This is a genomic window from Moorena producens PAL-8-15-08-1 (assembly GCF_001767235.1).
GTDB lineage: Bacteria > Cyanobacteriota > Cyanobacteriia > Cyanobacteriales > Coleofasciculaceae > Moorena > Moorena producens_A.
Genome location: NZ_CP017599.1, coordinates 1394978 through 1420586 on the forward strand (window position 1 = coordinate 1394978; position 25609 = coordinate 1420586).

Here is a 25609-nt window from a genome sequence, read left to right on the forward strand (position 1 = left end):
GTCAGCGATGCAGTCGCTCATGGGGGAAACCCCCAAGACCGCGCTGCATCCCGGATATAGCGTTCATAGGACTCATGAGGTATACATTATTTTTGGCGTTGCTGATTATGCGTATGGTTTTGCCCCCCTAGCCCCCCAATTCTGGGGGGAACAAAACTATCAAATTCCCCCAGAATTGGGGGATTTAGGGGGCTTTAGTAAAACCAAATGATCGCGCATTCATTCCTTAATTCAGCAACGCCTTATTTTTTACCTCTTCCCTCTTCCCTTTTCCTCCTGGGAGCAGTAGGGGTGGGTTCCTCTTCCCTGCTCCCAGCTCCGCTGTTCCCTGTTCCCTAAAAAAGCTAATTTTGTACTTAATTAAGTACAAAATTGCTATAGTTGTTAAGGTAATATAATTGCCAGAACAGCAGCAGCGAAGCTTCCGCTAAAAGCGATTAGCCCGAAGGGCGTTGGCTAGCGATCGCAAAAATATAATTATGATTGACCTACGGTCACGCTACGCGATCGACACTTATGATATTGTTGTAGTTGGTGCTGGTCCAGTGGGATTAGCTACTGCCATTGGCTTACAGCAGCGAGGTATCTCTAATTTTATAGTCCTTGATCAAACTCGTGCCTTTCGTCGAGTTGGTCAGGTTATCGATCTTCTGCCTAATGGATTAAAAGCGCTTAACTACATAGGGCATTCTGCTTACGAAGCCGTTAAAAAAACGGGTATGGAGTTTTTGAAGAAAGCGCAAGCCAATCAAAATCCCGAAACAACCATCAGCAAACAAAAACTACCTAAGACTTCTCCTCAATGGGTTGTCAAAAATTTTAAGGGAGAGCAAATTCATTCTTTTTCTCTTAGCTATGAGGATTGGTTCAAGGATTATAGAGAAGGTCGATTATCAATTTCTTGGTACGATTTACAGACCACTCTCAGACAGCAACTTCCCGTGGAACAGGTTAAAGCAAATCATCGTTGTATCAATGTTGTTGATGAAGGAAACACCGGATATGTTCGGCTAGATTTTGTTTCTGATGCAGCCATAGAAGCAAATCCCTATGCTCATTGGTCAAACAGACAGAACGATCAGGATACAGTCTCCTTCAATTCAGAGCATAGTGGCCAACAATTTAAAAAAAAATCAATCCGGGCTAGGCTAGTTGTTGCTGCAGATGGGATAAACTCTACCATTCGTCGGATTGTTTATAAAGGATCTAAACGCTGAAAACCCCGCGTCTTTAGACCGGGGATGAAAGCGAATAGCGGCTAAAGCCGCCTAGAAAGAAGATCGAGACAATAGTTGACACTTTAGTCTGACAGCGCTAGACTAAAAGAGTCGCAGTCAAGGTCGAAACTGATGATTATTCTAGAGTTCAAAGCAAAAGGGAAAAAGCATCAATATTTTGCTATCGATGAAGCTATCCGGACTGTAAAGTTTATTCGCAACAGTTGCCTCAGGTACTGGATGGATAACAAAGGAGTTAACAAGTTTGACCTTAATAAATACAGCGCAGTCCTTGCTAAAAAATTCCCCTTTGCTAATGAGCTGAACTCTACTGCTCGTCAGTCTAGCGCTGAAAGGGCATGGTCATCCGTTGTGCGATTCTTTGATAATTGCAAGAAAAAAATACCTGGAAAGAAAGGGTTTCCCCGCTTCCAAAAACACTGTAGATCTGTTGAGTACAAACAGTCAGGATGGAAATTGTCCCCTGACCAAAAGTCAATAATATTCAGTGACAAGAAAGGGATAGGAAAACTCAAGCTCAAAGGCACCTGGGACTTGTGGCGCTTCGACAAAAAGCAAATTAAGAGAGTTCGGATAGTCAAAAGAGCTGATGGTTATTATGTTCAGTTCTGCGTCTCCGTTGACGTAGTCGAAGAACTGGAGCCATCTAAAAGTACTGTCGGACTGGATGTAGGACTGAAAGAGTTCTACACTGATTCTGATGGAAATTCTGAACCCAATCCTAGGTTTTACAGAACTGGGGAAAAGCGATTAAAGTTTTGTCAGCGCCGGGTTTCCCGGAAAAAGAAAGGCTCATTCAATCGCAGAAAAGCGGTTAATAAATTAGGCAGACAGCACCTTAAAATAAGTAGGCAGCGTGAAGAACATGCAAAGAGACTTGCACGTTGCGTAATCCGGTCTAACGACCTGGTTGCCTACGAAGATTTAAGAGTCAAAAACCTAGTAAAAAATCACTGTCTGGCTAAGTCTATTAATGATGCTGGTTGGTATCAATTTAGGAAATGGTTAGAGCATTTTGGAACTAAGTTTGGCCGGGTCACAGTTGCAGTGAATCCCGCCTATACTAGCCAAAACTGCTCTGAATGCGGCGAAGTGGTCAAGAAGTCACTATCAACTAGGACTCATGTCTGTAAGTGTGGTTGCAAACTTGATAGAGACCACAACGCTGCAATTAACATCCTAAAACGAGCCTTGGGTACGGTGGGGCACACCGGAACCTGGGTCATTGACCCAAACGCTTCAGGAGAATCGACCTCTACTCTTTCTGGTTCCGGCCTGATTGAGCAAGTTGACTCGTTGATTGAAGAATCCCCGCGTCTTTAGACCGGGGAGTGTCAAAAGGATAGTCCCTACAGTGGTTTAGCCAGACCTGACTATTCCGGATTTGCAGCCCTATTCTGTATGAAAATCACGGATATTCCTCCAGAGCTAAGCACAGAGCTTGAAAACAAATTTTTTCAGCAGGAACGGATTCTCACCATCACTAATGATCGCACTAATGATCAAATCTCAGAGGATTCGGCTTCTATGGAATCCCCACGGATGCTCCTATTTCGCCGTCCCAATGCTCAGTTTGGGTATTTGATCCATCTTCCTTTAAACCAGGAAGAGTTGACATAAAAATATGGAAGTGCCTTGATTGCTTTAGCATTGCGAGAGTTGGAAAACGCTAATTTTCCCAAAGCTCTCACACAATTAGTGGCGTTATCTCCTCCTGTCAAAATCAAATCCCGTCCCTATTACATTCACCGTGTAGAAACTCTATCTCCCTGGAGTTCAGGTAGAGTTATCTTAGTGGGTGATGCTGCCCATGGGATGCCTCCTTTCATGGCTCAAGGGGCTAATCAAGGATTGGAAGATGCTCTGGTTGTAGCTACCTTTATCGCTAATATTGTACAGAAAAATAATCTTGATAATATCCAAGCAATCGCCAATGCTTGCCTTAACTACGAATCTCTTCGTCGTCCCTTAATGGAGAAGATTCAACAAGCAACATTGAACCGAATTCCCTACAGTAACAAACAAGCATGGCATGACTACCAACAATTGGTATATTGTCGGAATTTTGACCAATTGCTGGAGCGATGTAACCATTTAGCAGTCAGCAGTCAGCAGTCAGCAGTCAGCAGTCAGCAGTCAGACAAAGGCTGATAGCTGATAGCTGATAGCTGATAGCTAATAACTGATAGCTGAATGCTTACACAAATCCAAACTTATAAAGCTTGCATACTAATCACATCTTGACTCAAAACTTGATTTAATTTACCACTGCGATATCCTTCTAAATCCAGGGTCACATAGACAAAACCTAACTCCTGAAACTCTGCCACTAACTTCGGTAAATCTGTTGTTACCACAAATTCCTTAATCTCTTCCGGTAGTAACTCAATTCGTGCGGTATCTCCTTCTGAACGAACCCTCAAATTCGAGAAACCTAACTTCCGTAAATAGATCTCTGCTCGTCCTACCCGTTGTAACTTAGCCACTGTAATCATTTCCCCATAGGGAAAGCGAGAACTCAGACAAGGTTGGGCAGGTTTATCCCACCAGGGCAATCCTAATTGTTTCGAGAGTTGGCGCACTTCCGCCTTAGTTACCCCCACTTCCGCTAAAGGCGATCGCGCACCTCGTTCCTTGGCCGCCTGAATCCCTGGACGATAGTCCCTTAAATCATCCCCATTCACCCCATCGACTACATAAGGATAGCCTCGCTCCAGGGCTAGAGGTTTGAGAGTGTCGTGGAGTTCACTTTTGCAAAAATAACAGCGATTGACCGGGTTAGAGGTATAGTTGGGATTATCCATCTCATGGGTTTGGACAACCTCATGGGTAATGCCAATGGTAGCGGCTTGGATGCGAGCGTCTTCTAATTCTTCTGGTAATAGTGACGGGGATTCAGCAGTGACCGCTATTACGCGATCGCTTAAAACATCGTAAGCAATTTTAGCAACTAGGGTGCTATCAACTCCCCCAGAATAGGCAATCAAAGCCCGTTCCATCTCAGCAAATATAGTTTTTAATTGCTTGAGTTTCTGCTCTAGCATGGTTGTGATCAGGAATTTTCTTTATTTTTAGCATTATCCCCATTTACTATGATGCCGTATTTGTAATCATTATGTTGGGAACAGGGAACAGGGAACAGGGAACAGGGAACAGGGAACAGGGAAAAAAAAATTATGCTTCTGACTTCTGACTTCTGACTTCTGACTTCTGACTTCTGACTTGCCCGTAGCGCTATAAATCAAAACTCCCGTTGCCAGAATATTAGGATAGCGATCGCTAACAGCAGCACGATGTACAGTAATCCATAAATTCCATTTAAAAACAGTTCTGGGAACGGGGGTAAGACACCATACACTGCATCATTCTTTAAATTGAGCCGTGATAAATCCGGGATCACCAAGTATAGGGTTTGAGTCATCCGCTCAATGCCAGGGTTTTCGCTCAACTTGCTTAACTCCACTAAATCACGGCTCAAGTGTCCCATCATATAAACCCCAAAGGTCAGTAAGGTTGCTAGCAGTGAACTAGTAAACACACCAAACATCAGCGCTACTGCTGTGATTAGAGACAGTTCTAGAAATTGGTAAACCACCGAAACCAGGATGCTAACCACAGGGTATTCAATACTAGAGGCACGTAAGCCCAGCAGATAAATGGCAGTCATAGCCACAACCAGCACAGCCAATACACCCGATAACCCTAAGTGTTTGCCAATGATAAATTCAGCACGACTTAGAGGCTTGGGAATTAACACTAAGACAGTACGCTTTTCGATTTCCTTGTTAATCAACCCGGTACCAACAAATACTGACACGATTACACCCAGGATACCCATCCCAGCTAGACCCAAATCCAGAAAAATTTTGTCTTGTGTGGTTGCTGCTACCTCAGGTAACAGCCTCAGGGATATGCCTAGGGCTAGGGCAAAAAAGCCAATCAGATATAAAACGCGATCGCGTATCACTTCCCGAAAACCATTAGCTGCGATCGCCCAAATTCTTGCCAAACTCACCCGCTATCTCCTATGCTCGGAATTGTTTTGCTTCCATCATAGGGGAGGTACACAAGGCAAGGGATTTTTGCTATAGCAAAGGGAACAGGGAACAGGGAACAGGGAACAGGGAGTAGCGATGCAGCGCGGTCTTGGGGAGCCAGTGCGGTCTTGGGGGTCTCCCCGGAGACGAAACCTGATTACGTTGAGCCTTTATGGTTGGTCGGCTATGCAGAAAAGGGGTAAAACTTATTGATTAGCGTGATTTGCGCGGTCTTGGGGGTTTCCCCCATGAGCGACTGCATCAAGACAAGGCTCAACTGTCTTACGGTAACTTCAAACCATGAGCAACTGGCGTGGTTTCCCCCATGAGCGACTGCATCAAGACGGGAGTAGGGAAAAGGGAACAAAAATTCTCACAATTCCTACACGGATTGGTATATAAGGTTAAGTAGTGAATAAGCGCGAAGATAAAACTATTCCGGACGTCTCAATAGCAATCATTAATAATTAATAATTACTAATCACCAATTATAACGGTTTTTATACTAATGAGGTACACATAATTTTTGCCCTGCTACCTCTTCTCTATTCCCGATTCCCGATTCCCGATTCCCGATTCCCGATTCCCGATTCCCTGTTCCCAGATCCGCTGTTCCCTTATATCACTAATTACTGTAATGATTGCGCTTCATCCACCAAGCAACCAAACCAAGAAATAGCAATCCCATTATTCCAGCAGTAGGATCGCGATTAATGCCAGTAATCCAGGGAGCAACCTTGTCGGAATAAACTACTAATTGCCCAACATCAATAATATAATAACCCCAAACTAAGCCAGCATGGAGACCAATAGATAAACCTAGCCTTCCTTGAGTGGATCGCTTTGCCCAAATCAGGATTAACCCTAGCAGCAATAAACTGGGAAATCTCGGTAAGCCGCGAATCATCTCTGGAATTGGTTTAAGGAAATGCAGTAGCGCAAATGCGATCGCACCAATCCACTGTGATGTCTTAAAACTATAATCCCGTTGCAACTCATCAAGCAACCAACCCCGAAACACCAATTCTTCAGCGAAGCCTATGGCCAAAGCACTGATTAATCCCTCTACAATCAGCCGTGACCATGGGAGTGCAGGGGTTTGGAATACTACCCAACCCAGCCACCCTTGTAATCCAAAAAGACTAAGAGTCATTAACAGACCTAGACCTAGTCCTCTGATTAACTCAAGAGCGTTTTGGGCTGTTAGGCGCAAACCATATTTTTTTAACAGTCCTGGCTGGCGATAAACCTTCCTTCCCCAAACTCGGACTAAGTACAGAAATACCCCGAACATTAGCCCCATAGTCAGGATTGTCACGGAGTTTGGGTCGCTACCAATTAAGTATATTGGTGCTGCTATGGGTAACCAAAGCAACAGCAAAGCTAGTATAAACATTCCCAACCTAAATGGTGCTGGGTATAGGGATAATCTAGCCAGCCTGGGTGTAAAACGTTTTATAATTTCAAGATTTGGAAAGGGAAGAATCTCTCCTATAGCCCCTTATTCGTCAGGTTCAATTGTACTACTCAGACCCCGGTTCTTCAGGGTTTCGCAATAAAACTCAGCATGCTCTTGAGCACAGGTAATCACCAATGCCAGCCCGGATGTATGGGCTTCCATCATAATGTTGACTGCTTGAGGTTGAGTCAAACTCGCCACAGTTTCCATCAAGGTTTTCACCACATACTCCATAGAGTTGAAGTCATCATTATGGAGCAATACGCGATAGCGAGGCGCGTGTTTACGAACTGTTGAACGCTTCTCAATGGTTTCGACTGACAAAGCTTGTCCCTCTCTGTTTTAGGTGTTTACACAAACTCTCCATTATATACTGCCATTAGTCTAACATCAGACATCTGGCAGGGAGCGCTATGATCAAAAAGTTAACATTACTTAATATTTTACCGTGACTACCCAGGTAATTGCTACCCCTTCTAATACTCCCATCCCTGGAACTTACTGGCAGTGGCGGGGGGAATCTATATATTATGTACAGGCTGGAGAGAAGCCATCAGGATACCCACCGTTACTACTAATTCACGGATTTGGGGCATCTACAGACCACTGGCGCAAAAACATTGCTCAATTGAGTCAGGATTTTGAAGTTTGGGCGATTGACTTGTTGGGGTTTGGACGTTCTGCTAAACCAGATGGGGAGTACAGTGGCAATTTGTGGCGAGACCAGTTGCATGATTTTATTACAGAGGTGATTGGTCAACCAGTAGTCTTAGCTGGAAACTCCTTGGGGGGTTATGCAGCTTTGTGTGTCGCTGGACAGCGTCCTAGCTCCGCCGCAGGTTTAGTATTGCTCAATAGTGCTGGACCGTTTAGTGATACTCAACCTGTCACTAAGGTCAATCCTGTTAAAAAAGTGCTCAATCAGGTAACCAAATCAATTTTTCTACAACCTTGGGCAAGTTTCCTGTTATTCCAGTACCTGCGGCGACCGTCAATCATTCGCAAAACCCTCCAGAAGGTTTATCTTGACCAGGATGCAGTAACGGAACAGTTAGTAGACGAGATTTATCGCCCGTCTTGTGATCCTGGTGCTGCTCAGGTATTTGCCTCCGTGTTCAAGTCACCCCAAGGGGAAAAAGTCGATGTGTTGTTGGAACAGATGACTTGTCCGTTATTGATGCTATGGGGAGAAGGGGATCCTTGGATCAAGAGCAGAGAACGGGGAGCAAAGTTTAGGGAATATTATCCTCAGTTAACCGAATATTATCTACAGGCAGGACACTGTCCCCATGATGAGATACCAGAACAGGTGAATGATCTGATCAGGTCTTGGGTGATCGCTAATCGCTAATCGCTACAAGAATCAAAATTTATAGCACTACGCATTAAGGTGTTTGACATTGATACACCTGGAAAAATGTGCGACCCGTGGGGAATTTAATAATTAGATGCGGGAAGGAAGTTACCGCATTAAGAGGGTCGCCTTTATGGGTTACTGGCTATACGTAAAAGAGGTGCGACCCGTGGCGAATTTAATTCGCCTACGGAAAGCGCACCTTTGGTTAAAACTTTTGTAATAAGGCGACCCTCTTCAAGGTTTCCTCTCCGGAAAGCGCACCTAAGCTGTTGTAGTAAACTTTAGCATTCATGGCCGCCCCCCTTACGGGCGGGGGGTTAGGGGCGATTTCTAAAGCCCTTGCCCGTAGCGCTATATTGCCCTATTCATGACTGAGGAACTGACGCAATCAGGATTATGTCAAAGATTAACATAACTTAAACCCCATCAAAAACGCGATCGCTAACATCCCACTCCGATACTAAAAAAAAGAGACCAAGTCCTGCCAGCAACCTGAACAAACTCGAAGGGAGACATGTCAATGAAAAGCACAGTAATGAAATTTTGGCTCGGGGCCTCAATTATTGCCGGTATGAGTGCGATCGCCACTGCCCCAGCTGTTGCTGGAAGCCTCACGGGAGCTACCCTGACCGGTAGTGACTACTACAAGTATGCATCTGACGGTACGAATACCTATTTAGATCAAAATGCTATTTTGTCAACTATCTTGCAAGTTGACGCTAGTGACCCTGGTGGAAACGTAGAGCTATTTGCCAGCAGTGAAACCCTGACCAACAGCCAATTTGATAACTATACCGATGTCACTAGCCTAACAGGTCAAATTGGTGGTAAGGACATCACCTTGAGCAGTCTGACATTAGCTGACTGGAACAGTGATCTTGATCGTGATGGCATGACCTTAGCTCAGCAGTGGATCACTGATGCCTTCACTGCACATGGTCTTGGATATTATGTTAACAATTTAGTAGTTAATACTTTCGATAATCTATTTCGCGCCAATGGAGGATTGCAACGATTTAGCGATCCCAATATTTCCTACGTCAACCAAAACGCAACAGGCCACATTAGCATTGGGCTAGCAGGTCACCTTGATGCTCGAGATGCGTTCGAAGATACGTTTAATCAGTTGGAACAGAAGATTGCTCTTTTATTGCCTGGTTTTCAAGTACCATTACCACCTAGTATAAGGGCTAGTGAAATTGTCAAGGTTGAATACAATGGGAAAACTGAATACCTTTACGGTTTCGTTCCCACAGCATCTGGGCTAGTCAACCTAGAAGATGGTACATCTCACAATGCCACCTACCAAGTGGGCTTCCTTGGCGCTCCTCCAGGACCGTCTTCATCGGAACCACAAGATGTGCCTGAATCCTCTACTGTGCTTGGTCTAATCGCTGTGGCTGGTTTGTTTACTGCTGGAGGGAAATTGCGAAAAGCTAACTGTTAAGGGAAATAGTGAACAATATTATTGAGAGGGGGGCACAACGGTGCGCCCCTCTTAGTGATCAAGCAGTTCATGTAGGGTGGGCAGTGCACCAGACAGATAATCAAGCTTGCAAAGGGCGTTGCTAGGCACTGCCCACCCTACTTAAAAAGTCAACTTAAATAGTCAACTTAAAGGGTGGGCAGTGCACCAGACAGATAATCAAGCTTGCAAAGGGCGTTGCTAGGCACTGCCCACCCTACGATTAATGGCTTAAAGAGTTAACGATTGCGGATCAGTTTCAATCAACTTCGCCAAGTCTTGCAAGAACGCTGCAGCATCAGTACCATAGATAATCCGGTGGTCACAGGTAATATTCACTTGCATCTGACGCTTTACACCCATCATGCCGTCAGGGGTAGCCACTACCGTAGGACGGGATGCACCAATGGCCAAAATAGAACCCTGTCCTGGGGGCAAAATCGCATCAAACCGGTCTACACCAAACATTCCTAAATTGGATAGGGTGAAAGTACCCGAGTTATATTCCTCTGGCTGCAACTGCTTAGTTCTGGCACGGTCTACTAAATCTTTCCAAGTGCGAGACAGAGAATAAATATCCAGCTGCTCCGCATGGCGCAATACTGGGGTAATCAAGCCACCATCAGCCATTGCCACAGCCACAGCTACATTAATGGAACTGTGATATTGAATTCCCCGTTCGGTATAACTAGCATTGACCAGGGGATGCTTCTGCAAGGTAACCGCTACTGCCTTAGCGAGCAGCCCGGTCATGGTAACACCCTTAGGCTTGATTTTTTTGTATAACTTATCTAACTCATCGGTAGTGATGGTGTAACCAACCCTGAAGGTAGGCACTTGCAGGCTGACCATCATATTCCGCACCACTGCATTTTGGAGGGTATTGAACGGCACCACTTCTCCCAGGGGTACAGCTGCAGGAGGTGCTGGCAGAGGTGCTGGCATAGTTGCTGGGGTGGGAGTGGGCATTACAGCCGCTGTCGGCAGTGGTGCTGGGGTGGTGGTTGCTGGTGCCGGGGGAGTACTCCCTTTACCTGCTGCTGCTTCCACATCCTCAGCCACAATCCTGCCATGGGGACCACTTCCTCTCAAGGTATTGAGATCAACCCGTAATTCCTTCGCTAGTTTACGAGCCCGGGGAGAAGCAATAATTCGGCCATTACGGCGGCTGGGAGTATCAGCAACTGCAGCAAGAGCTGTCTGTACCGGTTCTGGGGTTGAGGCCGTTGCTTGCTGAGGCGTTGCTGTGTCAGTAGCTGGTGTAGATTGGGCAGCTTGTTGTTTAGCTGCCTCAATTTCCGCTTCCGTTTCCGCAATCAGAGCAATCGGGGCTCCCACCGGAGCAGAGTCACCAGCTGATACCGTGATTGTGGCAAGATAGCCTTCATAGAAGGACTCAACGTCCATATCAGCTTTATCGGACTCAACCACCACCACGGTTTCACCTTTTTCGACTTTGTCTCCCGGAGATTTTTCCCAGGAAACGATTTTGCCTTCGGTCATGGTTGAACTGAGGGCGGGCATGAAAACTTCGTGAATCATGGGGTGGTCTTCTAAATCAATTCTAGTGAGCTAGCAAAAACATTATGCCAGCTTGCATTGTAACTTGAATAAGCCCCAGAAAGCCATCGTACTGTGTAAAGAAACCATGAGCCAGAGGGCTTCGATGGTTTTCTACAATACGGATATCCTCTTTTTCCTCGGGATTAGGGATTAGGAGAGTGGGTAGCTATCAATCACTCTGCACACGCATTTCTCAAATAGGTGAGATACTTTCGTTCTGGGTTCTAGGGAGCAGGGAGCAGGGAGCAGGGAGGAGGGAGGAGGGAGCAGGGAGTAGGGAGTAGAGAGTAGAGAGTAGGAGTAAGACATGTGAATGTACCTCATAAATATGATAAACGCTATACATGCTAAAGGCTCTTCACGCTCAGGCTCATATCGGTTGACTGCTGACAGGGTCAGTCTAAGAGCTAGTTTAGTATAATCTTAAATACTATCGATTTTGGTCGCCGGATGAAGGTCACTTCACGGAATCTTTAATTAACCGACTCAAACGTTAAAGAAATTACTAATTTATCCCAAAAAAGGAAACTTATACCTAACGTATAGGTTAATTAACCATAAAATAACTATAATAATATACATATTGCCTGAATAGTAGGTAGTAAGCGTTAATCATAATCCTCAAAAAAAGATAATAAGCAAACCGATTTTAGCGCTAAAATTCAGTCAGTATTGAGGGGTTTAAAAACCATGAAAAAGTTATCAACAATTACGCTGACAGCAGCCTTAGTTACTTTGGGAACAGTAGGTGCTAATCCCGCTCTAGCTGATACATACTTACTGGATTTTGAAAAGGATGATGCTGGTAAAGTTCTCAAGGCGGGGACTAAAACAAATATTGGGAACCAATGGGAAAAATGGGGTGTGCATATAACTAGTAACACAGGGTCTAATCATCCTTTAAGGTTATTCAACAGCAATTGCGGACCTGATTTTGGGATTACATGCACGGGTGGAGACGCTGACTTAGCCACGGGACCTTCCTTTAGGACAAAGCCACAGGGTAACGTCCTAATCATTAACGAGAACAAAAATAAAACACCCGATGACTGGGCTGGCGGTGGCATCATTTCCTTTGTTTTTGATAAAGCCGTTTCTCTCGATTTCGTCAAGCTTCTAGACATTGATGAGAATCCGAAGAATAAAGACGGATTTGTTAAAGCGTTTCTGGAGGATGGCTCAAAAGTTAAAAAATCACTAAAACTTGGCACAGACAACTCCCTATCCACTTATGATTTCAGCGATCTTCCTGAGTATTCAGTGACCAAGCTAAAGATTAAACTACCAGGAAGTGGTGCGGTCTCTGGCATCAAGTTTCGCAATTTTCCAGAGCCCCCTAAGAGTTCTAAGAAAGTTCCCGAACCAACTTCGGCATTGGGTCTGTTTATGTTGGGTGCTATCGGTGCCGGGTCAGTGTTCAAGCGCCATAAATAATGCCATTAGTAATACCATCAGTAATTAGATGGACTTGGGTTGAGACGATAATGTTTTTTGTTGAGTGTTGAGTTTTGAGTTTTGAGTATTGAGTTTTAACCCTTGACGGTTGACTGTCAACAGCCGACAAGTTAGGTTGAATCCTATTGAATGAAACTTGGTATGAGATGCTTAACAAAAAACTTTACTTGACCGTGCTTACAGGTATTATCCTAATCCTGAGTGCTTGCAATCTGATTAGCAAACCCCCTGAACCCAAACCAACTGAGTCTCCTGCTAATGTCGAGACCAAGCGAGAAGACTACAAAGCCATTGACCTAGCCAATAAGGCAACACCTGATCAACTGATTGGTGCCGATCCAAAAGCGATCGCATTATCTACCTTTGGTCAAAACCAATCACTGTTGATTGAAGGAAACTTCGATCAACAGGTCAAGGTAGATTATCCTAAACCTGATCAAGCGGTAGTCACCATCACTCAAACGGGTTTACCGGATGACTCTGTACGTGGCATCCGGTATCGTATTGAGTTATCCCCCAACAAATCAGCCCAAACTGGCAAACAGTGGCAGATCATGTGGGCTGGTCAACAGTTTACCTGTCGAGAGGGACGGGGTCATCAAGATTGGTCAACGGAATTTTGCCAATAATGGCTGGGTCAATGGCAAAGGAGTGAAAGACAATACACAGATTTTTAAACACGGATAGACAGATAGTTGCTGATCTGTCTATCCGTGTCTATTCATGTCTTGTGTTTCGGTTAAATATCACCGCGAATTTCTTCGATAACCCCATCCCGCAGCAGAATTTCCACGTTCATCTTTTTGACTAGGTTATCTCCCTCTTCCACCCTGAAGAAGCTTTCTAGCTGACCTTGACTAACTTCCTGGTCGAGTTCGAGGGTTTGGACTTGTTGTAGTTGCTGAAGTTGCTGGTTTTTCTGGTCTAGCAGTTCACTTTTCTTTTGATTGACCTGCATTTGAATACTTTCAATTTGTTGCGATACCTGAGGACCAGGAGGATCCATGCTCTGCTTTTTAATCTCAGCGATCGCTTTTTGTCCCTGAATATCAATCTGTTGCAGTTGGCCGTCGATTTGGTTGATTTGATTTTGTAGTTGTTGCTGAACCTCTTCCTTCCATCGAGGGGTAACGATGGCTTTGATATTAATTGGCCGTTTCAAGAGTAAGTTCTTGTTAGAGTCGTCCATATGCGTTCCACTATGTAAGTTTGAGGGATTGAGAGTTTGACTGGTGATATTGCTCAATAATTCTTAAAAAGAAGATTGAGGTTCAGTCTCAAGGTTCGAGGCCCCCACCTCATAACCTTCTAACGTTTTAACAGAAACTGGCGGAATTCCCCACCTTCTTTGACGGTGAGGATGGATAGCGAGACTACCGAGGCGCGCTTTCCGTTTGAAGAATTAAATTACGGGGTCGCGCCTCAACTTACGACGATTCGTGATATAATCAACCTGGTCGTTGACCCGCCTGACTGACTAAAAGGCTACCTTATCAAAGGTGTACAAAGTACTAGCTCCAGCTCAGGGTCAGAAGTTACCGCAAGAATAAGGCCGCCTTTATGGTTGGTAGGCTATGGGTAAAAGAGGTGCGACCCGTGGCGAATTTAATTCGCCTAGCGATGCAGAGGTGCGACCCGTGGCGAATTTAATTCGCCAACGGAAAAAGCACCATTACGGTCTTGGGGGTTCCCCCCATGAGCGACTGCATCAAGACAAGGAAAGCGCACCTTTGGTTAAAACTTTATGATTAAGGCTGCCTTATTCTAAGGTTTCGTCTCCGGGAAGAGACTTGCCCCGGCTGGTTAGCCATAGAGCTGTAATTCCATGGTAAGTGTGTCGTAAAAGTTATACGTCGATAGAAGGCGGATGTCTGCCTGTGGACGCTGAGTAAGACCAATTCCAGCAGGCGCGCGCCTCCAAGGCCGCGAGCAATCCCTCGCGGCCTTGGGTCGCGCCTCTGGTTGAGGCGTCGGGGACGCGCGCGGGAAACCCGTTCGCTTAGGGTCGGCTGTGGCCATAGGCCATGGGATTGCTGGCATTCTCAGGGAACCGGCCCCCCGTGACCAAAGGTCAAGCAGGTTGGGGTACTTCACGCAAACATCCCGTCAATGATAGCGCGATAGCGTTGTGTGACTACAGGTCGTCGGATTTTAAAGGTTTGAGTCATCATGCCATTTTCCTGGGAAAAGGGCTCTAGAATCAGCCTAAAGGTGCTAATGCGGTCATCTTGCCGATAACCTGGGCGATTTTGGACTTCTCGGTTTAATTCAGTCCGGTATAACCTCTGAACCTCTTTAGTAGTATTTAAATCAACATCTGGAGCGGATACGTCAAGGGGAAGATTTTGAGCCGCTGCCCACCCTTGCAAGGCATCTAGATTTGGTACTATTAAAGCACCCAATGCCTTTTGGTCTTGACCCACCAGCATAATCTGGTCAATGTAAGCACTGCGCAGACAAGCATCTTCTATCGGTTGTGGTTCGATATTTTCCCCATTGGTGAGAACTATAGTATCTTTGGCTCTGCCAGTTAGGACTAAATCATTCTGGGGGGTAACCCAACCTAAATCCCCTGTATCAAACCACCGGTCTGGATCAATTGCCTTAGCGGTAGCTTCTGGTTTGTGATAATATTCCTGCATCACCTGTGGTCCTTTTACCATCACCAACCCTCGTTGACCTTGGGGTAAAGGCTGATGAGTCTTAGGGTCAACAATCCGGATTTGAGTGTCCGGTAAAGGTAGTCCAGCACTAAAACGCAGGTTACGATACGAACGCCTAGCATTAGTAACGGGAGATGTTTCGGTTAACCCATAGCCGACTAGGACTTCGACACCAATAATCTCAAAGAAGTTATCCAAGTGGCGAGCTAAGGAACCCCCACCACTAATGACTTGCTTGATTTCTCCCCCAGTGGCTTCCCGGACTTTTTGATAAACTAGTTTATTAGCCAATTGATGAACCGGCCATAAATAGGAAGCTTGCACTGTGGCCAATAGTTTTTGGATTGGTGAAGGATTTAAATTATCTAAGGTCAACCCCTGAGCAAGCCGCCGTGCATCAATGTAGCGTTGACTGATCCCTAGCAGGTTTTGGACTAATTTCTGCTTACCTTCCGGTTGCTCACGAAACTGCTTTTGCACCCCCTCATAGATCGATTCCCACAGTCGGGGTACTCCGACCATAAAGTTAGGTTTGAAGGTTTTAAGGTCTTTTTTGACATGGCGCAGGTTGGTGTAAATCTGGGTGGAACCCTGAGATAATAGAAAATACTCCGCTGAGCGTTCGTAGGCGTGCCAGGTAGGCAGGATAGAAAGAACGCGAGCGCCTTTTTCGATTTCTATTACTGTACCAAGGCTGTTGACCTGATGCAGGAGATTACCATGGCTCAGCATCACCCCTTTGGGTTTACCTGTGGTACCAGAAGTATATAGCAGAGTTGCCAAGGTTTCCCGGTTGTGGTTAGCTTTGGTAAGAGACCGAGATGCCCCAGCTTCCATGAGTTGAGTATAGTTAACAATTTGTCGGGATGATCCGGTCGATAGTGGTTGTTCTTCAGAAAGGAGAATCACTAATTCAATGGGTAGCCCATCCAAGCGATCGCCAAATTTTTCCAAAGTTTTGAGGTTTTCTACCACCAGAGCCGTGCTACCGCTATCTTCGAGAATATAAAGTAATTCCTCCCGTTCTGCTTGACCTGAGCGCACCACATTTACTGCTCCTGCACTCATGATCCCCTGATCCGCAACTAGCCATCGAGGAGAGTTATCAGCAAATAACGCAATTCGGGTAGGAATACCCTTCTCATCGAGTTTTGGCTGGAAACCTAGAGATTGTAATCCAGCCGCAAATTGCTCGATTTGCTCGTGCAACTGGGTATAGGTCAGGGTCGAGGGTGGAGCACCATGAGCTCCCACAGCGTGAGGGTCTTGCAGAGCAATGATTGACCCAAAGCGTTGGGCAGCAAGGGGCCAAATTTCTGGTATCGACTGTAGTGAAGAGTAATCAGCAACACGCTTGAGGTAAACTCTCTCTTGTTGTCTGAGGCGTTCTGCATACTGGTTTTTCGACATTGATCAACTCCCTGATTCTAATGGTAGCTCTTTCTACCATACTCTTATGCTCAGAGCTGATTGGCAGTGTTGAGTGGACACAATAGTTTCTGTCTGAGTTTCTGATAGTCGAATTTACTAATATAACTTGTCCCCACACCCGGTCACCCTACCCCCTACCCCTCACAAGGGTAGGTTTTTTACATTTGGGTCCTGCCCCACCCCCAACCCCCGACCGGTCGGGGGCGGATCACAAGGAAAGGAAAAGGAAAACAACAAAGAAATGATGATTTTTAACGACAAATTAAGTATATTGTCTTGATGCAATAGCGAGTGGTTAGAAGTTACCGTAAGATAGTGGAGCCTTATTAAAAAATATTTAACCCTTTTCTGCATAACCTGCTAACTATAAAGGCTCCACTATCTAAGGTTTCGTCTCCGGGGGAAACCCCCTGTTCCCTTGCTGCATCGCTTGTCTGTACCCCCACACCCCACACCCCACGCCCCACACCCCACACCTGAGGTCTTTGTTAAAAACCTACCCCTGTGAGACCCCCTACCCCCCATTGATTACCCGAGCATCCTATACCCTAAGGATGAGCGATCCCGTGGTAATCTCAGTAAAAATTCATGGTGTACTACTCGAAAAATTCATCTGGCATCAGTTTAATAGCATCTAAGGGTGAAGCAAGGTATTCTACCGTTGCTTGCCTGAAGACAAATTCGAACAAAAGCCTGCAACCGCCGTTAATTCCAAATCCCATATTGTAGCTTCCCTGTAGCCTAAACCAATAATAAATAGCGGCTAGACATAGGCGAAGCCTTCTCGAAGATGACACAGTCCGCGCTTCGCTGACTAGATGATCAAAATAATCAACGGGGTTTTGAACCGGGATTTGGTATCAGACGATACATGAATTTTGTAGCATTAAAGCTCAACTGAGGAACTATACTGGTGCAGAATTAGTTTTCAATTTCCACCCTACTATCAATAGCATTACCATCTTTGCCAAGTAAAGGATTCAGATGACCTATCTCGAAACAACTGCTGAATTTTATTCTGAAGTCGCCCAAACACCCCAAGTTGGTTTGTGTTGTGTCCAAAGTAGCCCCTTACAACTGCCAGGACTGAAAATTCCTCCACTGATGGCGGATATGAATTATGGTTGCGGTACTACGGTACATCCCACCGAACTCAGCAATCAGCCAACTGTCCTCTATGTCGGTGTTGGTGGTGGATTGGAGGCGTTACAGTTTGCTTATTTTTCCCAACGTCCAGGGGGTGTGATTGCTGTTGAGCCAGTCGAGGCCATGCGGGAGGCGGCTACCCGTAACCTGAAGATTGCTGCTCAAGACAATTCCTGGTTTGACCAGAGTTTTGTGGAAATTCGGGAAGGGGATGCCTTTGCCCTACCGATGCCAGATGATTCTGTAGATGTGGTTGCTCAGAATTGCCTATTCAACATTTTTGAACCGGCTGACCTGATGAAGGCACTCAAAGAAGCCTATCGAGTTTTAAAACCAGGTGGACGACTGTTAATGAGTGACCCGATTGCAACTCGTCCGATTCCACCCCATCTACAGGAAGATGAGCGGCTACGAGCTATGTGTCTGTCTGGTGCGCTCACTTATCAATCCTATGTCCAACACTTGGTCAGGTCAGGTTTTGGTCAAGTAGAAATTCGAGCAAAGCGTCCCTATCGGCTTCTGGATTGCCAAAACTACAACCTCGAAGAACCCCTGCTGCTGGAAAGTCTGGATTCTGTTTCTTTCAAAGTTGTGATCCCAGAAGATGGACCATGCATTTTTACTGGCAAGACAGCAATTTACATGGGCGCGGAAGAGTTTTTTGATGACAATGCGGGACACATCCTCTCCCGTGGTGTGCCAGCTGCTGTTTGTGATAAAACAGCCGCGAAATTAGCAAAGGTGAATCCAGAAGAAATCTTAGTCACTGATTCAACTTGGCACTATGTTGGTGGTGGTTGTTGTTAGAAGTGAAGGATAAATTATAAAGGATTAAGGATAAAAGATGAAGGATTAAGGGTGTTGGCAGTAGGTGTCAATTATCGGGTAGGTTGAAGGATAAAAAAACCATGGATTTGTAGCTCAACAAATCCATGGTAAAATTAAATATTAACCAATCCAAAATATTACTTGAGACTTGACACTTCGGCGAAGCCGACGCTAAGCGAACAGACTTAACACTTACCAAATCCGAAATCGTAATTTAGACTTCAGACTTTAGAATTAATAATTTCGGCGAAGCCGACGCTACGCGAACATAATTCACACTTCAAAATTAATACTTCTAACAATCCCAAGGCAATTAAATTATGATTAAAACAGACGTTTCAGCTGTTACACCGTTCCACAAAAAACTGCAATCTCCCTTAAGTAAACAGCCAATCACGGTTTTACAAATTAATCTGGGTAAGCGTTGTAATCTAGCTTGTAGTCACTGCCATGTGGAAGCTGGTCCTAAACGAACTGAAGAACTTTCTCCAGAAATTTGTGACCAGCTTATTACCCTGATTCATCAGTTTCCTCAAATTAAGACGGTTGACTTGACTGGTGGTGCGCCAGAGATGAACTATGGCTTTAAGCCATTAGTTGAAGCAGCCTACCAAACTGGAAAGGAGGTGATTGTTCGGTCAAATTTGACCATTTATTTTGAACCGGGATATGAGGATATACCTGACTATTTCGCTAAGCACCAATTACGAGTAGTAGCTTCTTTGCCTTGTTATCTGGAAGATAATGTAGATAAAATGCGCGGCAAGGGAGTTTACGATGATTCGATTCGGGCGATTCAATGGCTGAATCGGTTGGGCTATGGTACAAACCCCAACTTAATTCTTGATTTGGTCTACAATCCCTCCTTGCCATTGAGTGAAACGTTTTCTCTGACTCCTAATCAGGTTAAGTTGGAAAAGGATTATAAAGTCTTCCTAAAAGAACAGTTTGATATTGAATTCAACCAGCTATTTACAATTACCAATATCCCCGTTGGTAGAACAAAGTTTCATTTACAACGCACCAAGCTATATGCTCCCTATATGGTGTTTCTAGAAAATAGTTTCAATGCCAGTACGGTGGAGCATTTGATGTGTCGCAATGAACTGTCTATTGACTATTTGGGTAATGTCTACGATTGCGATTTTAATCAGATGGAAAATGTAGCAGCAACGTCTGGCACTGGAGAAAGGTTGACAGTTAGTAAACTTCTGGAAGCAGGAAGTTTAGACATAATTGAGGAAATTCGTACCGCTTCCTATTGCTATGGCTGTACAGCAGGGTCTGGTTCCAGTTGTGGTGGTGCTTTAATTTGATCCAATCAGAGTTTTTTTTGATTATAATATGAATGGATTTTCATATTAATGATAATTCAACTGCTGACAAGTGCTGAATTATGAACTTAAAAAGTCCATCATCTCAAACCTTCTGTGTCCGTAAGCTGAAAGTTTTAGCGGACAACACTCGTCTAACTGTTATGCAAATCCTGATGGAAGGACCAAAGCATGTTGGGGAGCTCAAGGCTGTGTTGGGAATAGAGCAAAGCCTGCTATCCCATCATCTCAGAGTTTTGCGGGATGAGGGATTTGTGAGGGCGACGCGAGATGGTAAGGCTGTGCTTTATCAGTGTTCGCTAACCATTCGGCAAGGAAATGGTAGTAGAGCAATTGATTTGGGATGTTGTTGCCTCTGTTTTGATTAACAAAGTGCTGAGTAAGGGCTCAGTTTTGAGGTAAGCATATGCGCTACTTGAGGTGCGTGCGCGTTCAGCCGTCAGCTAATGCCCATCACAGGCTAGAAGCCTGTGCCACGGTACTTGAGCTGGTAGCAGGCGCTTTAACTGCACGGGTTCGGATGAGTAAAACTTGCAGGGATTTTCAACCATCCGTAGCAGCACCCCCCAGCTTTTTGACTACCAACCGTTGATTAGCTGACGGCTGACAGCTGATCGCTTAATGCTTAGCTGAGCACTCTCATTATTTTATAGATCAGATGACTGACTGATGATTGATGAAAAATTTAACAACTCTGGCATCCATGTCTATGGGTTTAGTAGCTTGCTTTTGGCTACAATCCTGTGCCCAATCTCCAGAAGTAGCTACCCAATCAACAGATCAGTTGCAGGGTAAGTTAGTTTTAACCGGTTCTAGTACAGTAGCCCCCCTGGCGTCGGAAATTGGCAAGCGTTTTGAATCGGAAAATCCTGGTGTACGGGTGGATGTGCAAACAGGAGGCTCGTCTCGGGGTATTGCAGATGCTCGCCAAGGAGTCGCTGATATTGGGATGGTGTCTCGTGACCTCAAGCAGAGCGAGAAAGATCTGCAAGGGTTTGCGATCGCTCGTGATGGGATTGGCATTATCGTCCATAAAACTAATCCGGTGCAATCCCTGAGTAATGAACAGATTGTGGATATCTATCAGGGCAAAATTGACAACTGGCAGGATGTGGGAGGCAAGAGGGCACCAATTACAGTAGTCAACAAAGCCGAGGGGCGCTCTACCTTAGAGTTATTTCTGAAGTACTTCCAGCTGAAAAATAGCGAGATTAAGGCAGATGTGGTGATTGGGGATAATGAGCAGGGGATTAAAACAGTAGCGGGTAATCCTAATGGGATTGGTTATGTCTCCATTGGCACAGCAGAATATAGCAGCAAACAGAATGTTCCGATTAAGTTACTGCCCGTTGCTGGAATAGCGGCAACGACAGAAAATGTTCAAAACGGCACATTTCCCCTATCTCGTTCCCTGACGTTAGTAAGCAAAACTATTCCGGTTGGGTTAGATAAAGCATTTATTGAGTTTTCGCGATCGCAAAAGGTACAAGACATTGTTAAAGAGCAAAACTTTGTCCCCCTCTCGGAGTGATACTCTCCTAATCTCGATCCTACAAGGCTGTGCTGTGGTGGCTGGTGCTATCGTGGTGCTGATTGTTGTGTTCCTAATCACGGAAGCCTTGCCAGTATTGGGACAAGTAGGATTACTCCCCTTTTTTACCGATCCATCCTGGCATCCTGCTGAGACTCTGTACAACTTCACCCCGATGCTTTGGGGCAGCCTGTTGGTCACCGCTGGGGCGATGGTAGTGGCTACACCCCTGGGAATTCTATCTGCAGTCTTTTGTCAGTATTACGCGCCTCCACCGATTGCTGGACTTTATCGACGGCTAATTGAATTGTTGGCAGGGATGCCCTCAGTTGTTTACGGCTTCTGGGGTTTGGTGGAGCTAGTTCCCCTAATTGGACGCTTCCAGCCACCGGGAGCCAGTCTCCTAGCTGGAATTGCGATTCTGACCCTGATGATTTTGCCAACTATTGCTCTGAGCGCAGACGCTAGCTTTGCGAAAGTCCCCCCAGAATACCTACAGGGATCAGCAGCCCTGGGACTATCCCGCTGGGCAACAGTCAGAGGTGTTGTGTTTCCGGCTGCTAAATCGGGGCTGTTTACTGGCTTGATTTTAGGAACAGGACGGGCGATTGGAGAAACCATGGCGGTGCTGATGGTTTGTGGCAATGTGGTGCAAACTCCCAAAAGCCTATTTGAGCCGATGCGAACTCTTACTGCCAATATCGCCTTGGAAATGGCTTACGCCATGGGCAATCACCGCTCAGCACTTTTTGTCAGTGGCTTGCTGCTGATGGCAATAATTTTGGTACTAGTAGCAATTGCAGAAATCATCAGCAAGGAAGGAATTTATGAGTAAGAATCCTCTGAAAACCAAGCCAAAAGCCACAACCGACAACTTGCAACCTGCAACCGACAACCTGCAACCGACAACCGACAACCTCCAAGTTTCAACAGTGATGATTTGGGCGATCGCACTGTTCGTAACTGCTGTATTCCTCTGGATTTTGAGTGATATCGTCTGGCACGGTGTCGGACAAATTAACTGGGAATTCCTGACTACTGCACCAAAGAATGCTGGACGGGAAGGAGGGATTGCTCCAATTCTGGTTTCCACTATCCTCATTTTGGGTGTATGTATGACCGTTTCGGTTCCGATAGGAGTAGGCACAGCAATACTGCTAGCTGAGTTCACAGATACTAAGAGTATTTTCGGGCGTCTGGTTCGTCGTAGCTTAGATGTACTGGCAGGAGTACCGTCGATTGTGTTTGGACTATTTGGCAATGCCTTTTTCTGCAAAACCCTAGGGCTAGGCTTTTCCATTTTGTCTGGGGGGTTGACATTAGCCTGTATGGTGTTGCCAATCCTAATTCGATCAACAGAGGAAGGGTTTCGCGCCGTTAGTGATGATTATCGGCTTTCTGCCACTGCCCTTGGTTTATCCCGCACTACCACTCTCTGGAATTTGCTGTTACCAGCGGCAGCACCGGGACTAGTGGTGGGATTAGTGTTAGGGATAGGGCGAGCGATCGCTGAGACCGCAGCACTGATCTTTACTAGTGGTTATGTGGATCGGATGCCAGAGTCTTTGCTGGATTCTGGGCGATCGCTGTCGATTCATATTTTTGATTTGTCGATGAATGTAACAGGGGGAAATGCTAATGCTTATGCCTCAGCTTTAGTGTTGCTAGTGTTGTTGTTGCTGATTAATGGTACAGCAGCATGGATGACTCAGTATTGGTTGGGTGCATCTCATTAAAGCTGTTTGAGCCAGTGGTGCGTTACGGGCAGCAACCTAACCAAGGGCTAGAGGCGGAAAATCTCCAGTCCCCCTAACGCACCCTACGCAACTAATTTTTAATTCCTAAAAACAATGGTTAACCCTTTAGAAATAAAACAGCGATTACCGGTAAGCCAGTCTATAAACGACCCATTGATTCAGACCGAGCGGCTATGTTTACATTATGGAACAAAACCGGCCTTTGCTGATGTATCGTTGCCAATTTATAAAGGTTCGATTACCGCACTAGTGGGACCATCTGGTTGTGGAAAGACTAGTTTTTTAAGTTGCCTAAATCGCTTGACAGATTTGATTCCTAATGCTAAAGTTACCGGTAGGATTCGCATGGGTTCCCTGGATGTGCTGAGTCCTCGGATGGATGCGATCGCAAAGCGTGGTGCTATGGAGCTAATTGCACTTCGCCGTCGTGTTGGAATGATTTTCCAAAAGCCGAGTCCCTTCCCCTTCTCAATCTGGAAGAATCTGGCCTTTCCGTTGCGGGAACATGGTGTTAAAAACCGGGATAACATTGCTGAGCTGATCGAAACCGCACTCCGGGATGTTGGTTTGTGGGATGAAGTAAAAGACCGACTCCACACCTCGGCTCTTGCTCTGTCTGGTGGTCAAAAGCAGCGCCTGTGCATTGCCCGTGCCTTGGTATTGCAACCGGAAGTACTCCTGTTAGATGAACCCTGTAGTGCCCTCGATCCCATATCCAGCGGTGTGGTCGAAGACTTGATAGCTAGGCTCAGGGGACGCTACACCCTAGTGATTGTTACCCATAACCTAGCTCAAGCCAGACGGATTGCTGACTATACTGCCGTCTTCTGGGTTAAGGAAGCAGTGGGACGATTGATTGAATACGGCTGTGTGGAGCAGATTTTTGAATCACCTCAACAAGCCTTGACAGCTGCCTATGTCAATGGAATTAGAGGATAAAGCTGTGCTATTCCCTGCTCCGAATTTCCGTAAGCATATGCGCTACGCGCACGCTGCGCGAACAGCCGTCAGCCGTCAGTGGTCAGCCGTCAGCTTATTTTATTCAAAAGCTGATAGCTGATAGCTGATAGCTGATTGCTGATAGCTGATAGCTGATAGCTGATAGCTGATTGCTGATTGCTGATTGCTGATTGCTTACCCTAATTCATACTGGTGTCAGGCAACCAGTTAAGTTCCTTTCTCATATAAACATGGAGCTGATTAATCTCCTCGTTTTCCAGGATTTCTAATATGGCTAGATTCAAGTTGCTCTGGACATCATAGTAGAGCTTGGGCTCAATCACAAATACCCTAATTTTAATCACACGAGCATTCTGTTCAAGGCGGGAAAATACAACTTTAATTTTATCCTTGTTCACGCCATCGATAGTCGGAATTGTTTCTTTAATAGCCTGACAAATTCGCCTAGTTTGCTGGGCCGAAATTCCATCAATTTTTAGAGTTAAATTTATGCCCCACTGAACTGTATCCCCAGTCTTATCTGACCAATTTGCAAAAATTCCAGAAATCATTTGAGAATTGGGAAGTTTTTTGATATAACCCCACTCAGTAATAAGAAGCCTTGTACTTCTCAGACCAATATTAAGTATCTTAACCCTACCACTTACTCCGTCCAATACTATCACGTCACCGGGTTTATAGAGACCATCAGCGTAGATAATCACCGTACAACACCAGTCATAGACAATGTCTTTGAATAACAAACCTAAGGCGACACCTGCGCCACCGAGTAGACCGATCAGTGCACCGGCAGATGCCCCCAACAAAATTTCACTGGCTTTAATGGTAGCAATCAGGATTGCTGCGATCTGAAAAAGCTTTGGGAAGTAGGGAACGAACAAATCGTCGAGTTCAGTGTCAGTTTTTGCTGCTAATCCGGCTAGAAGCTCCCCCAGTAGTGGAGCAGCACGGTAAAGAATATAGGTGGCAATGAACAGAACGCTCACAAACAGAATCTCGGGGATTTTCTGATTCTGTGTATCACTAAGATGGGTGGCCACAACTAGATGTACTAGCCATAGTCCAGCGATCCAAATTAGCCAGCCTAATGGTGTCCTAAGAATCCTAATGAACTCATTGTCTAGGGTGGTTTCTGTACCGCTAGTCAGACGCTCGAGTCTGTGAATGATTATTGAAGTGAAAAATCCTCGCAATATATAGGTGAAGAGGAGAATGAGCACCACAATCACTATCGTGGCAACAGGAATGTTGGGGAGCTGGAAGTCGGTATCAAAGATTCTTTCTTTGATTAGGTTGATTGTATTGTTGAATGTAGTCTTAAGGTTTTCCATAGTTTCGACCAAAATACACTAACAGAGATCGACCTGTGCTTAGTTAAATGGCTT

General features: G+C 45.4%; 28 protein-coding genes. 18 read left to right on the top strand and 10 right to left on the bottom strand.

Annotated elements, in window-relative coordinates; translation table 11 throughout:
- Nucleotides 1–7 precede the first annotated feature (7 nt).
- The 5 genes from BJP34_RS05315 to BJP34_RS47055 all read left to right on the top strand — a co-directional run bounded on the left by BJP34_RS05315 (nt 8) and on the right by BJP34_RS47055 (nt 3389).
- A complete protein-coding gene (locus tag BJP34_RS05315) occupies nt 8–211 on the top strand; it encodes a hypothetical protein (RefSeq protein ID WP_149030814.1) in 204 nt (67 codons plus the stop codon).
- Between the two features lie 268 nt (nt 212–479).
- Nucleotides 480–1217, top strand: a complete 738-nt coding sequence (locus BJP34_RS05320) for an FAD-dependent oxidoreductase (RefSeq protein WP_229424250.1) — start codon at nt 480–482, stop codon at nt 1215–1217.
- Between the two features lie 132 nt (nt 1218–1349).
- Nucleotides 1350–2561 (top strand): RNA-guided endonuclease InsQ/TnpB family protein, encoded by a 1212-nt coding sequence (locus BJP34_RS05325; protein ID WP_070391448.1) that lies wholly within the window; start codon nt 1350–1352, stop codon nt 2559–2561.
- Nucleotides 2562–2639: 78 nt separating this feature from the next.
- Entirely contained in the window at nt 2640–2858 is a 219-nt protein-coding gene (locus tag BJP34_RS47050) for a hypothetical protein (RefSeq protein WP_070391449.1), read from the top strand.
- Between the two features lie 15 nt (nt 2859–2873).
- Nucleotides 2874–3389 carry an FAD-dependent oxidoreductase gene (locus tag BJP34_RS47055; RefSeq protein ID WP_070391450.1) on the top strand — a complete coding sequence of 172 codons (516 nt, stop codon included), beginning with the start codon at nt 2874–2876 and terminating at the stop codon, nt 3387–3389.
- Nucleotides 3390–3451: 62 nt separating this feature from the next.
- Here the strand turns inward: BJP34_RS47055 and larE are convergent, their stop codons facing one another.
- The 3 genes from larE to BJP34_RS05345 form a co-directional block, all read right to left on the bottom strand.
- A complete protein-coding gene (gene larE, locus BJP34_RS05340) occupies nt 3452–4282 on the bottom strand; it encodes an ATP-dependent sacrificial sulfur transferase LarE (protein WP_070391451.1) in 831 nt (276 codons plus the stop codon).
- A 69-nt stretch (nt 4283–4351) separates the two neighbouring features.
- Complete coding sequence (locus BJP34_RS48420; RefSeq protein WP_267876489.1) at nt 4352–4483, bottom strand: hypothetical protein; 132 nt, start codon at nt 4481–4483, stop codon at nt 4352–4354.
- On the bottom strand, nt 4480–5253 hold the full coding sequence (locus BJP34_RS05345; protein ID WP_070391452.1) for an ABC transporter permease: 774 nt from the start codon (nt 5251–5253) through the stop codon (nt 4480–4482). The genes BJP34_RS48420 and BJP34_RS05345 overlap by 4 nt, the downstream gene beginning before the upstream one ends.
- Nucleotides 5254–5801: 548 nt before the next feature.
- Between BJP34_RS05345 and BJP34_RS42465 the strand changes: the two genes are divergently transcribed.
- Nucleotides 5802–5954 carry a hypothetical protein gene (locus BJP34_RS42465; RefSeq protein ID WP_158517022.1) on the top strand — a complete coding sequence of 51 codons (153 nt, stop codon included), beginning with the start codon at nt 5802–5804 and terminating at the stop codon, nt 5952–5954.
- Here BJP34_RS42465 and BJP34_RS05350 read toward each other — a convergent pair.
- Both BJP34_RS05350 and clpS read right to left on the bottom strand, forming a co-directional pair.
- Nucleotides 5901–6671, bottom strand: a complete 771-nt coding sequence (locus tag BJP34_RS05350) for a CPBP family intramembrane glutamic endopeptidase (RefSeq protein ID WP_070391453.1) — start codon at nt 6669–6671, stop codon at nt 5901–5903. The genes BJP34_RS42465 and BJP34_RS05350 overlap by 54 nt on opposite strands.
- A 105-nt stretch (nt 6672–6776) precedes the next feature.
- Nucleotides 6777–7058, bottom strand: a complete 282-nt coding sequence (gene clpS, locus BJP34_RS05355; protein WP_070391454.1) for an ATP-dependent Clp protease adapter ClpS — start codon at nt 7056–7058, stop codon at nt 6777–6779.
- 124 nt (nt 7059–7182) lie between these two features.
- On the opposite strand from clpS, the gene BJP34_RS05360 reads away from it, so the two are divergent.
- Complete coding sequence (locus tag BJP34_RS05360) at nt 7183–8085, top strand: alpha/beta fold hydrolase (RefSeq protein ID WP_083305014.1); 903 nt, start codon at nt 7183–7185, stop codon at nt 8083–8085.
- A 526-nt stretch (nt 8086–8611) separates the two neighbouring features.
- Nucleotides 8612–9538, top strand: a complete 927-nt coding sequence (locus tag BJP34_RS05365; RefSeq protein ID WP_070391455.1) for an NF038130 family PEP-CTERM protein — start codon at nt 8612–8614, stop codon at nt 9536–9538.
- Nucleotides 9539–9787: 249 nt separating this feature from the next.
- Here BJP34_RS05365 and BJP34_RS05370 read toward each other — a convergent pair whose 3' ends face one another.
- A complete protein-coding gene (locus BJP34_RS05370; RefSeq protein WP_070391456.1) occupies nt 9788–11098 on the bottom strand; it encodes a dihydrolipoamide acetyltransferase family protein in 1311 nt (436 codons plus the stop codon).
- Between the two features lie 171 nt (nt 11099–11269).
- Nucleotides 11270–11443 (bottom strand): hypothetical protein, encoded by a 174-nt coding sequence (locus tag BJP34_RS42470; RefSeq protein WP_158517023.1) that lies wholly within the window; start codon nt 11441–11443, stop codon nt 11270–11272.
- 366 nt (nt 11444–11809) lie between these two features.
- Here BJP34_RS42470 and BJP34_RS05375 point away from each other — a divergent pair, with 366 nt between their 5' ends.
- Together BJP34_RS05375 and BJP34_RS05380 are read left to right on the top strand one after the other, a co-directional pair.
- Complete coding sequence (locus tag BJP34_RS05375; RefSeq protein WP_070391457.1) at nt 11810–12553, top strand: PEP-CTERM sorting domain-containing protein; 744 nt, start codon at nt 11810–11812, stop codon at nt 12551–12553.
- Nucleotides 12554–12699: 146 nt separating this feature from the next.
- Nucleotides 12700–13203 (top strand): hypothetical protein, encoded by a 504-nt coding sequence (locus BJP34_RS05380; protein ID WP_158517024.1) that lies wholly within the window; start codon nt 12700–12702, stop codon nt 13201–13203.
- Between the two features lie 110 nt (nt 13204–13313).
- On the opposite strand, the gene BJP34_RS05385 is transcribed toward BJP34_RS05380, so the two are convergent.
- Entirely contained in the window at nt 13314–13763 is a 450-nt protein-coding gene (locus BJP34_RS05385; RefSeq protein WP_070391459.1) for a YlqD family protein, read from the bottom strand.
- A 385-nt stretch (nt 13764–14148) separates the two neighbouring features.
- On the opposite strand from BJP34_RS05385, the gene BJP34_RS42475 reads away from it, so the two are divergent.
- Nucleotides 14149–14322, top strand: coding sequence for a hypothetical protein (locus tag BJP34_RS42475; RefSeq protein WP_158517025.1), 174 nt, complete (start codon nt 14149–14151; stop codon nt 14320–14322).
- Between the two features lie 342 nt (nt 14323–14664).
- Here BJP34_RS42475 and BJP34_RS05390 read toward each other — a convergent pair whose 3' ends face one another.
- Nucleotides 14665–16647 carry an AMP-dependent synthetase/ligase gene (locus BJP34_RS05390; protein WP_070391460.1) on the bottom strand — a complete coding sequence of 661 codons (1983 nt, stop codon included), beginning with the start codon at nt 16645–16647 and terminating at the stop codon, nt 14665–14667.
- Between the two features lie 1005 nt (nt 16648–17652).
- On the opposite strand from BJP34_RS05390, the gene arsM reads away from it, so the two are divergent.
- The 7 genes from arsM (at nt 17653) to BJP34_RS05425 (ending at nt 24203) form a co-directional block, all read left to right on the top strand.
- Nucleotides 17653–18621, top strand: coding sequence for an arsenosugar biosynthesis arsenite methyltransferase ArsM (gene arsM / locus BJP34_RS05395; protein WP_070391461.1), 969 nt, complete (start codon nt 17653–17655; stop codon nt 18619–18621).
- Nucleotides 18622–18962: 341 nt separating this feature from the next.
- On the top strand, nt 18963–19958 hold the full coding sequence (gene arsS, locus BJP34_RS05400) for an arsenosugar biosynthesis radical SAM (seleno)protein ArsS (protein ID WP_070391462.1): 996 nt from the start codon (nt 18963–18965) through the stop codon (nt 19956–19958).
- An 80-nt stretch (nt 19959–20038) separates the two neighbouring features.
- Nucleotides 20039–20344 carry an ArsR/SmtB family transcription factor gene (locus BJP34_RS05405; protein ID WP_070391463.1) on the top strand — a complete coding sequence of 102 codons (306 nt, stop codon included), beginning with the start codon at nt 20039–20041 and terminating at the stop codon, nt 20342–20344.
- Nucleotides 20345–20652: 308 nt separating this feature from the next.
- Nucleotides 20653–21507, top strand: coding sequence for a phosphate ABC transporter substrate-binding protein (locus BJP34_RS05410; RefSeq protein WP_229424251.1), 855 nt, complete (start codon nt 20653–20655; stop codon nt 21505–21507).
- A complete protein-coding gene (pstC, locus tag BJP34_RS05415; protein WP_070391464.1) occupies nt 21488–22342 on the top strand; it encodes a phosphate ABC transporter permease subunit PstC in 855 nt (284 codons plus the stop codon). Before BJP34_RS05410 ends, pstC begins: the two co-directional genes overlap by 20 nt.
- Nucleotides 22335–23243: a phosphate ABC transporter permease PstA gene (pstA, locus tag BJP34_RS05420; protein ID WP_083305015.1), complete on the top strand. Its 909-nt coding sequence runs from the start codon at nt 22335–22337 to the stop codon at nt 23241–23243. The genes pstC and pstA overlap by 8 nt, the downstream gene beginning before the upstream one ends.
- Before the next feature lie 114 nt (nt 23244–23357).
- Nucleotides 23358–24203 carry a phosphate ABC transporter ATP-binding protein gene (locus BJP34_RS05425; RefSeq protein ID WP_083305016.1) on the top strand — a complete coding sequence of 282 codons (846 nt, stop codon included), beginning with the start codon at nt 23358–23360 and terminating at the stop codon, nt 24201–24203.
- Between the two features lie 200 nt (nt 24204–24403).
- On the opposite strand, the gene BJP34_RS05430 is transcribed toward BJP34_RS05425, so the two are convergent.
- Nucleotides 24404–25555: a mechanosensitive ion channel family protein gene (locus BJP34_RS05430; RefSeq protein WP_070391465.1), complete on the bottom strand. Its 1152-nt coding sequence runs from the start codon at nt 25553–25555 to the stop codon at nt 24404–24406.
- Nucleotides 25556–25609: the final 54 nt, after the last annotated feature.